The 8,018-nt window shown below is 72.0% G+C and carries 8 protein-coding genes; 2 read left to right on the forward strand and 6 right to left on the reverse strand.

Going from position 1 to position 8,018, the window contains the following annotated elements:
• Positions 1–4: 4 nt before the first annotated feature.
• The 5 genes from ABZ464_RS21560 to ABZ464_RS21580 are packed head-to-tail and all read right to left on the reverse strand — an operon-like array spanning position 5 to position 3,857.
• Complete coding sequence (locus tag ABZ464_RS21560) at positions 5–1,414, reverse strand: class I adenylate-forming enzyme family protein (RefSeq protein WP_359279225.1); 1,410 nt, start codon at positions 1,412–1,414, stop codon at positions 5–7.
• Between the two features lies 1 nt (position 1,415).
• On the reverse strand, positions 1,416–1,937 hold the full coding sequence (locus tag ABZ464_RS21565) for a coronafacic acid synthetase (RefSeq protein WP_359279226.1): 522 nt from the start codon (positions 1,935–1,937) through the stop codon (positions 1,416–1,418).
• Positions 1,934–3,058 carry a beta-ketoacyl synthase N-terminal-like domain-containing protein gene (locus ABZ464_RS21570; RefSeq protein WP_359279227.1) on the reverse strand — a complete coding sequence of 375 codons (1,125 nt, stop codon included), beginning with the start codon at positions 3,056–3,058 and terminating at the stop codon, positions 1,934–1,936. The genes ABZ464_RS21565 and ABZ464_RS21570 overlap by 4 nt, the downstream gene beginning before the upstream one ends.
• A gap of 29 nt (positions 3,059–3,087) precedes the next feature.
• Positions 3,088–3,540, reverse strand: coding sequence for a beta-hydroxyacyl-ACP dehydratase (locus ABZ464_RS21575; protein WP_359279228.1), 453 nt, complete (start codon positions 3,538–3,540; stop codon positions 3,088–3,090).
• 38 nt (positions 3,541–3,578) lie between these two features.
• Positions 3,579–3,857, reverse strand: a complete 279-nt coding sequence (locus tag ABZ464_RS21580; RefSeq protein ID WP_359279229.1) for an acyl carrier protein — start codon at positions 3,855–3,857, stop codon at positions 3,579–3,581.
• A 484-nt stretch (positions 3,858–4,341) separates the two neighbouring features.
• On the opposite strand from ABZ464_RS21580, the gene ABZ464_RS21585 reads away from it, so the two are divergent.
• Complete coding sequence (locus tag ABZ464_RS21585; RefSeq protein ID WP_359279230.1) at positions 4,342–5,070, forward strand: LuxR C-terminal-related transcriptional regulator; 729 nt, start codon at positions 4,342–4,344, stop codon at positions 5,068–5,070.
• Between the two features lie 16 nt (positions 5,071–5,086).
• Positions 5,087–7,018, forward strand: a complete 1,932-nt coding sequence (locus tag ABZ464_RS21590; protein ID WP_359279231.1) for a ThiF family adenylyltransferase — start codon at positions 5,087–5,089, stop codon at positions 7,016–7,018.
• Between the two features lie 40 nt (positions 7,019–7,058).
• Here the strand turns inward: ABZ464_RS21590 and ABZ464_RS21595 are convergent, their stop codons facing one another.
• A complete protein-coding gene (locus ABZ464_RS21595) occupies positions 7,059–7,853 on the reverse strand; it encodes a thioesterase family protein (protein WP_359279232.1) in 795 nt (264 codons plus the stop codon).
• Between the last annotated feature and the right edge of the window lie 165 nt (positions 7,854–8,018).

Genomic DNA, 8,018 nt, shown 5'->3' on the forward strand with positions numbered 1-8,018 from the left:
CTCGCTACTTGGCAACGGACTTGCGCCAGCCGAGCTGTGCTGCCGGGTGGACCAGCAGACGGGCCGGCTGCTCGCTGCGGAGCAGGACATCGGCGAGCCGGCGACGGATCTCCCGTTCGTCGGCCGAGGCGTCGGCGCAGTAGACGTCGAGGGTGAAGACGGTGTCTCCGGCGTCGTTCTCGTACGGCCAGGCCTCCGCTCCCAGGACGCCGGGGACGGTCTCCGCGACGGCGCAGACCGACCGCAGGCTGACCTTCTCGCCGCGGCTGATCACGTAGCTCGGGCGGCGGCTGTGGAAGTAGAGGTAGCCGTCGTCGTCCCGGCGGAAGAGGTCGCCCGTGGCGAGGGAGGTCCTGGTGCCGTCGGTGGGGGGTACGGGCTCGTCGTGGTGGCCGACGCGGTGGAGCATCCCGGTGTCGGTCTCGACGATCAGCTCGCCGACGGCGTCGCCGGGGTGCGCGGGGCGCAGTTGTACGTCGACACCGGGGAGGGGCAGGCCCACGGAGGTGTGCCGGTGGGGCGGTTCGCGGTGGGCGGCCAGGGTGGCGACCCGGGGGCCGGCCTCGGTGAGACCGTAGGTGAGGTAGAGCTCCAGGTCCGGGTTCCGCTCCCGTACGTCCGCCACGGACGCGGCGTCGAGCAGGTCGCCGCCGACGGTCAGCGCGCGCAGGGGCGGGGGGAGCCGGCGGCCGGTCCTGAGCCAGGCCGCGGTCAGCGCGGGGGTCAGTGAGGAGACGGTGATCCGGTGGTCCTGGAGGGTGCGTGCGTAGTGGGCGGGGGTGAACGGGGGTCCCGTGACGACCGCCCGGCCGCCCGAGACCAGGGTGGCGAGGAGCTGCGCCACGAAGGCGTAGGAGTAGTGCAGGGGCAGGTTGATCAGGACGCGGTCGGCGGCGGTCTGGCCGATGGCGTGCGCGTGACGGCTCGCGTTGAGCAGCAGGGACTCGACGCGGTGCAGACAGCCGCTGAACACACCGGAGGTGCCCGAGGTGAGCAGAACGATCTCGCCCGGCCGGTACCGGCGGGCCGGCACCCCGCGCAGGAACGCCGGCTGGACCGTTCGGCCGACGGTGAGCGGTGGTTCGCCCTGGCGCGGTCCGGGCGGGACGCGCGGTGCGAGGAGCGCGTCGGCGCCGAGTGCCCGGGCCATCCGCTCGATCCTCGAGGGTGGGGCGGACGGCGGGAGCAGCACCGGGACCGCCCCCTGGGCGAGCAGGGCGAACACGACGGTGACGAAGTCCCGGCCGTTCGGCAGGGCCACCAGGACGGGCCGGCCGGCCGTGAGTCCGAGCCGTGCGAGGTCGTCCGTGACGGCGTCGAACCGTGGGCCGGGCGCCGGGGGCCGGTCCGCCTGGACGAGTTCCCGGACGAAGTCCTGCAGGGCGCTCGGCTCGATGGTGCCAAAGGTCTTCACTTCAGCCCTCCCGCTGGGTCTCCCGGAGGATCGTGCTGGTGACGCGGTGCCCCGAGGCGTCCGCGCGGTGGGTGGTGACGAGCACGTGGGTGGCCGTGCCCTGGGCGAGCCAGACGCGGGCGACGGCGATGGCGGGCGGCAGGCCCTTCCCGGGCGGCATGGACAGGGTCAGGCTCGGCCCCCCGAAGCCGAGGAGCTGGGCGGTCAGGCCGCACACGGATCCCGGGTTGGCCCCGGAGAACCGCAGGGGTGAGACACGGCCGGCCGGGATGGTCGCGGCGAGTTCCCGCATGGTGTACGCGGTGCAGTGGTCGCTGACGACGATGTGCCCCACGCTGTCGCGGTCCGCCCGGAGGTCGCCGCCGTAGGCCTCGATCGAGCGCTCCACCGCTTCCAGGACGAGCCAGGAGACGGGGTCCGCGTAGACGGACGTCCGGCGTGGGGTCCGTGCGCTCGCCAGGTCGGGGGCGGTCGCCACGCCTTCACCGAGGACGTCCAGGCCGTGGGGTGCGGATGCGCTCATACGGCCGTGCTCCCGGGTCCCGTGCTGCCGGGTCCCTGGAGGACGAGACAGGTGTTGAAGCCGCCGAAGCCGAGGGTCACGCTGATGCCCGCTCCCGGTTCGACCTTCAGGGGGTGTGCGGCGGGGATCGGGAGGGTGAGCTGCGCCAGGGGGTCGCGCAGGGCGTGGACGGGCGGCGCGGCCCTGGTGTCGAGGGCCTGGAGGACGGCGATCGCCTCGATGGCGCCGGTCGCGCCGAGGGTGTGCCCGAACGCTCCTTTCGTCGCGAACACCACGGGTGGGCGCGGCGCTCGGGCGAAGACCCGGGCGTAGGCGCGAGCCTCCACCTCGTCGTTGACCGGCGTTCCGGAGCCGTGCGCGTTGACGACGGCGATGTCGCCGGGGTCGAGGCCGGCGGTGTACAGGGCGCGCCGGACGGCCAGGACGACGTTCTTGCCGGTGGGGTCGGGGGCGACGGCGCTGGCGGCGTCGTTCGACGAGGCGGCGCCGGCCAGCACGCCATGGGGGCGGGCCCCTCGGTCGCGGGCTCCCTCCTCGGTCTCCAGGACGAGGAACGCGGCCCCCTCGCCGAGCAGGGTTCCGTCGTGGCCGGTGTCGAAGGCACGCAGGTCATGACGGCTCATGGTGCCGAGCCGCGAGTGGCCGAGGCGTTTGCCGGGGGTGAGGACATCGGCGCCACCGCAGACGCAGATCTCCGCGGCGCCCGCCCGCAGGAGGGCGAGACCGGCCAGGATCGCGTCGGATCCGGCGGAGCAGGCGGTGGTGACGGTCACCGGTTCCTTCGCACAGCCGGCGTCCAGTGCGGCGTCGGTGGACCAGCGGGAGAGGGAGGTGACGGCGGAGAGTTCGAGATGGGGTCCGTAGCTGGTCCCGAGAACGGGGAGGATCCGCGGGTCGTCGGGGTCGATTGCCGCGTCGTCGAGGGCCCGTAGGAGAGTGGCACGTGTCAATTCGTGCTGGCGTCGCCCGGCGGGCAGGTCCATGGGGATGTCGGGCAGGAGGGCGGCGCGGGTGCTTCGCAGTGGGAAAGGGGAAGGGACGTCCGAGATTCCGGAGACATCGGCGAGAAGCGATTCCCATACGCCGTCCACCGACGAGCCGAGAGCCGTCGACCATGCCATTCCCGTGATCCATACCGCCGGCCCGTCGCTCACCACAGTTGCTCGCCCAGATCGGCGACTTTGGTACGGGCCAACGTTCCCTTGGTCAGGGCGACCGTGGTGCCGGACACTTCCGCCCGGCAGGCGAACATGAGGAAATCACCGCGGAGCTTCTCACAGGTGGTGGTGAACTCGACGGTGTCGCCGGGAACGACCACTTTGGTAAACCGCGCCTTGACGGATCCGATCAGGGTGATTTCGTCGTCGGCCAGGGGGGTCGTGGACAATTGGGCGAGGATGATCGCGGACTGGGCGATGGCCTGCAGCAGATGGCTGGCCGGAAAGACGGCACGCTCGGGAAAGTGTCCGGATACGGCGTCCGTCTGCCCGGAGACGGCCATGAGGCTCCGCAGGTACGCGCCGGGTTCGTAGTCGAGGACACGGTCGAGGTAGACCATGGGGTGGCGGTGCCGCAGCCAGCCCTTGAGCTCCGTGAATCCCATGGTCCGCGGGGTACGGGCGCCGGCCTGCGGCGGTGCCGTCATCCGCCGCTCACCCCGTCCGCCGGCGAGGAGGCCCGAAGGCGGACGACCAACTCGGTCAGGGTCCGGACCGAGGAGAAGTGTTCCGGTACGAAGTCCTCGTCCGAGATCGTCACACCGAATTCGTACTCGCACTGGGTGCGGAGTTCGGTGAATCCCAGGGAATCGAGTCCGAGGACGTCCCGGAGGCCGTCGTCGGGGCCTATCCGCGATGGCGGAACACTGACGAATAAGTCGTCTACCAGGATTCGCTTGATGGAACTTTCTATGTTCACCATACAGTCTCCTGTTTCACCGTTCGGAGGCATGCATGTGAGGCCCTGAAAAGGCCTCCTTCATCGGAAGATCACCACGACTCTACAACCCTCAAGTATCAGTGGTCGACTACCAGATCCCTTAGTCCGCATCCGCAAATCACCCTAAACGGAACACCGTCCGACATGCCGAGCGCCACGTGGCGCTGCACACACGGACGAGACGCTCTTGACCAACTACGGTTCCTGGGAGGCAAACTGACAGCGACCGAACAGACGAGCGGAGTTACCGCCTCGCCCGTGCCTTCCTGAAAGCGCTCTCACAGCACCACCCGGGACGCCTCTGCGGCGCTCCGCGCACACCGTTCGACTACGGCGGAATGGACAAGGGCGTCCTTCCACGGGGCCGCCTCTCACGGTCACCGATTCGGATGCGGCGCACCGGTATCCCTTCCGGCCACCCCCCGAAAGAGGTACCACCTTGTCCGCGTCGCCCCCGTCCCACCCCGTGACCGTCACGACCGTCGACGAAGGACCGGAGCTTCCCCCGACCGCCACCCCGGCCCTGGGCACCGTCCAACTCGACGCCGGGCTGCGCATCCTGGAGGTGAACGACGCGTTCTGCGGACACCTCGGTCTCACCTCGGGCGAGATGAAGGGGGAATACCTCCCCCACTACCTGCGGCCGAGCGCGGACGTGAGCCTGCGGGAGCACTTCGACGAGCTCCTCATGGACCGGCGCAGTGAGTTCAGCGTTCCCATGACCCTGGTCGACGCGGACGGCGGGGAGACCGACTGCCTGGTCACGGGCCTCGCGCTGACCACCGTCCCGCACACCGGCTGCGCCCTGATCGCCCTCGTGGTCCCGGACGGCGCGCCCGGCACCCCGCTGCTCCTGGCGCCGGCGCCCACCCCGCTCGCCGCGGTGCCCGCCCGCATCCTGGAGGGTGTGGCCGCCGGGCTGTCGACCCAGCAGCTGGCGTCCCGGCTCGGGCTGAGCAGCCACGGCGTCGAGTACCACATCAGCGTGATGATGCGGAAGTTGCAGGCGCCCAACCGCAGCGCCCTGGTCGCCCGCGCCTACGCCCTGAACCTCTTCGTCCACCACTGCTGGCCGCCCCAGGTCAGACCCCGGTACGTGACACGCTTCCGGGTCGGCGCGTCCACCCCCGGCCCGGCCGCTCCGGCGAGCCCCGGCCTCGTACCGACCCAGCACCGGACGAAGAACCCCGCCTGACCGGAGAGGAGGACGCGTGAGCACAGAACACATCCCGAGCATCCCTGGTCAGGATCCGGCGGACGTCCGGGTGGTGACCGCAGGAGCCGAAGCGGTGAGCCGCAATCAGGAGATCGTCAGCGAGCGGGAGCAGGCCGCGTTACGTGCGGCGACCGTGCTGGTGGCCGGCTGCGGCGGGGGCGGTGTCGTGGTCGAGCCGTTGGCGCGGCTCGGCGTGCTGCGCTTCCGGCTGGCCGACCCCGACGTCTTCGACGTCTCGAACCTCAACCGGCAGGCCTGCGCGCTGGCCGACGTGGGCCGTTCGAAGCCGCTCGTGCTGGCCGACCGGGTGCGGGCGATCAACCCGGCGGCCGAGGTGACCGCCTATCCGGAGGGGCTCACCCTGGAGAACCTCGACGAGGCACTGGACGGCGCCCACATCGTCTTCGACGGCGTCGACCCGTCGATGTCGGCCTGGGTCAAGTACCAGTTGCACGAACGCGCCGCCCGGCGCGGCATACCGGTCGTCGCGGGCATGGACTTCGGGGGCAAGCCGACCCTGTACGTCTTCGACTACCGGCGCCGGCCCGTGCCCTTCTACGGCAGGGCGAGCGCCGAGGCCCACCGGGAGAACCGGCTGTGGGAATCGATGCGGTGGACCGGCAGGACCCAGGTGCCGAGCGACTACCTGCCCATCCAGGCGGACCGGTTCGCCAACGGCGGGACCTGGCCGCAGATCGGCTACTGCGTCCTGGGCCTCGCGACCCTGACCACCAGAACCGTGCTGGACCTGCTGATGAACCGCAGGACCCGGCACATCGTCACCGTGGACGTGCACGCCGCGGTGATGTCCCGCCCGGCCGCTCTCGCGCACCACGCCCGGATGCCGCTGGAACTCGCGCGCACCCTGTGGGCGGTCCGCGCGGCACGCCGGGGCGGCCCGCGCCGGCCCCCGGCCGCGGCAGCCGACGTGCGTCCCCTGCCCGAACGGCTCGCCTCGGTGCTGGACGGCGCCCGGCGCGCCCCGTCCCCGTACAACACCCAGCCCTGGCGGTTCGAACTCCTCGACGACCGGACCGTACGGCTGGCTCCGGACCCCGCACGCTGGCCCGCCGCCGCGCCCGATCCGCTGGGCTGGGCCGAGGGTCTCGGCTGCGCGCTGGGTGCGATGACCTACCTCGCGCACGGCCACTGGGAAGCCCACCCGGCCGGGTCCGACGCGATGCCCTCGTTCGCCGGCCTCTTCCGCTGCGACCGGCTGCGCGAGGACGTCCTCCCCCGGCAGGGAGCCCTGGGGCTGCGCGCCACCCACCGCGACCGTCTGCTCCGCACCCCGCTCGACGGCACCACCGCGAAACGCGTCGAACTCCTCTGCGCCGAGCGGGACATCGCCCTGGAGACCTTCTCCGGTTCCGCCGCCCTCGGCCGGCTCGCCCGAACCGAACTCGACGCCTCCCTGTCCACGCACCCCACGGACGACACCGAGTGGTGGACCTGGCTCCAGGACCGCGCACGCACCGAGCCGGGCCGCCGCTCCTTCGGCGACCCCCGCGACCTGCTGGGCGGCAGCGCATCGCCCGCGTATCTGGCCCGTGCCCTGCCGGGGGCGGGAGGCCCCCTCCGGCCGGTGCTCCGCTCACTGGCCGTGCGGGCGGCCCGCGAGCGGGCGCGGAGACTGCGGGACTGTGGGGCCGTACTCGTCCTACGGGGCCCTCGCCGCACCGTCGCGGACCGCCTCCGGGCGGGGGTCGCCCTGATGCGCGTATGGCTCGCCCTGACCGAAGCCGGGTACGCCGCCCAGCCGCTGTGGGGAGAGTTCGGCCGCCCGGGACCCGCCCTCGCCCGGCACACCGGGCCGGCCGGGGACGACGAGGTCCTGGCGGTCCTGCGCACCGGCCGGGCCACCAGCACACCCGTGCGCCGGGCGGTGCGCAGTCCGCTCGACGACTCGGTGCGGTGGATGGAGTAGCCCGGCCGTGGCACGGTTCCGGACGAGTGCCCCCGCCCGGTCAGGCGCGTGATGCCACGTACAGGCTCTGGGTGCTGCGGCCGAGGGGGCCCTTCTCGTCGTGGAGGGCCGACTCGGCGAGGCCGATGCCCGCGCCGTCGACCATCGTCCGGGCGTCCAGGCAGACCCACTCGCCCTCGGGATGGCGATGCATGCTGACGGTGAGGTCGGTGTTGATGAAGACGTAACGGTGGAAGTCCAGCTCGGCGCTGACGCCGTTGCCCGAGTCGGCGGCGATCAGCACCCTGCTGAGCGGCGTGATCTCCTCGCCCGCGACCAGGGGAACCCGCATCCGCATCCACGCCTTCGCCGGGCCGGGCTCCAGGAAGGAACCGGCCGCGAAGCGCACCTCCATGGCGGTGTGATAGCCGCGGTCCCACGGGACGGGGAAGAAGGGTTTCGCGGTCGCGTCCGCCGGGCCGGGCACCTGGCGGCCCGGTGACACCTCGGGTACCGAGTGGGGTGCCGTCTTCAGGAGCAGAGCCGTCACGCGCATCACGTCCGCGCCGCCCTCGGGCGTCAGAGCGGCCTCGACCAGTTCGGTGCTGCGTCCCGAACGCAGCACGCGCACGGCCACGGTCAGCGGCCGGATCGGGACCGGGCGCATGATCTCGTACGTGAGCCGGGCGACCCGCAGGTCCGGGCGGGCCCCGGGCCGCTGCTCGACGGCCAGCCCGAGGAGCGCGGCGGGCGGGCCCGCGTGCTGGGAGTCGGCGTCCCACGGCCCCCGGGTGCAGGCGGTGGGGAGGAACCGGTCCTGGGTCTCCCGCTCGTAGAAAGCCTCTGCTTCCGACACCGGTATGCCCTTTCCTCCGTGGTTGGCGGTCTGTTCGACACCATGCTACTAAGCGCTTGCTCATTCCGCAGGGGGGTGCTTCTATCTGTTCGGTCAAGGGCTGTGGGCTTGGTCAGGCTGTTTGTTCGTGTCCGGGCTGGTAGAGGGCACGGTGCTTGAGCATGG

The sequence above is a fragment of the Streptomyces sp. NPDC005820 genome (assembly GCF_040630255.1).
GTDB lineage: Bacteria > Actinomycetota > Actinomycetes > Streptomycetales > Streptomycetaceae > Streptomyces.